Annotated in this window: 2 protein-coding genes; both read left to right on the plus strand. The window is 63.5% G+C overall.

Features of this window, described 5'->3' with window-relative positions; all coding sequences use genetic code 11:
- On the plus strand, positions 1 to 297 hold a 297-nt coding region (locus J2X71_RS38060), incomplete at its 5' end, for a cytochrome c maturation protein CcmE (protein ID WP_310390568.1).
- On the plus strand, positions 294 to 1,126 hold an 833-nt coding region (locus tag J2X71_RS38065; protein ID WP_310390569.1), incomplete at its 3' end, for a cytochrome c biogenesis protein CcsA. The genes J2X71_RS38060 and J2X71_RS38065, both read left to right, overlap by 4 nt.

Below are 1,126 nucleotides of genomic sequence, written 5' to 3' on the forward strand. Positions count from 1 at the left end.
CTGCCGGATCTGTTTCGCGAGGGGCAGGGGGTGGTGACCGAAGGCGCCTTCGAGACGGGCAGCACTGTCTTCACCGCCGATACCGTGCTTGCCAAGCATGACGAGACCTATATGCCGAAGGAAGTGGCCGACAGGCTGAAGGCTCAGGGCCTGTGGGAAGAGGGCAAGGGCCCGGCATCGCAAGGTGAGGTGCCGCAAGGTCAGGCGCCGCAAGGTGCTGAAGCCAAGGGCGAGGCCAAGGCTCAGGAAGCCAGGGGCCAGGAAGTCCAGGCGCAAGAGACAAGGGCGACGCCATGATCATCGAGATCGGCCATTATGCACTGGTTCTGGCGCTCGCAACCGCGATCGTCCTGTCGGTCGTGCCCGTGATCGGTGCGCGGCGCGGCGATCAGGCGATGATGGATGTCGCCCCGCTCGGTTCCGTCCTGCTCTTTGCCCTCGTCGCCTTCTCCTTCGGCGTGCTCACCTATGCCCATGTCGTCTCCGACTTCTCGGTGCAGAATGTCTGGGAGAACTCGCATTCGCTGGTGCCGCTGATCTACAAGTATTCCGGCGTCTGGGGCAATCACGAGGGCTCGATGATGCTCTGGCTCCTGATCCTTTCGCTGTTCAGCGCCCTGGTCGCCGTCTTCGGCCGCAATCTGCCCGATACGCTCAAGGCCAATGTTCTCGCCGTCCAGGCCTGGATCTCGGTCGCCTTCATCCTCTTCATCCTGTTGACCTCCAATCCCTTCGTCCGCCTTGATCCGGCTCCCGCCGAGGGCAAGGACCTGAACCCGGTGCTGCAGGATATCGGGCTGGCCATCCATCCGCCGCTTCTCTATCTCGGTTATGTCGGCTTCTCCGTCTGCTTCTCCTTTGCCGTTGCCGCCCTTCTCGATGGCCGCATCGATGCCGCCTGGGCGCGCTGGGTGCGGCCCTGGACGCTGGCCGCCTGGACCTTCCTGACGCTCGGCATCGCCATGGGCTCCTACTGGGCCTATTACGAACTCGGCTGGGGCGGCTGGTGGTTCTGGGATCCGGTGGAGAATGCCTCCTTCATGCCCTGGCTTGCCGGCACGGCACTTCTGCATTCCGCCCTCGTCATGGAAAAACGCGAGGCGCTGAAGATCTGGACGGTGCTGCT

It is taken from the genome of Rhizobium sp. 1399, from assembly GCF_031455475.1.
In the GTDB taxonomy this organism is placed as follows: domain Bacteria; phylum Pseudomonadota; class Alphaproteobacteria; order Rhizobiales; family Rhizobiaceae; genus Rhizobium.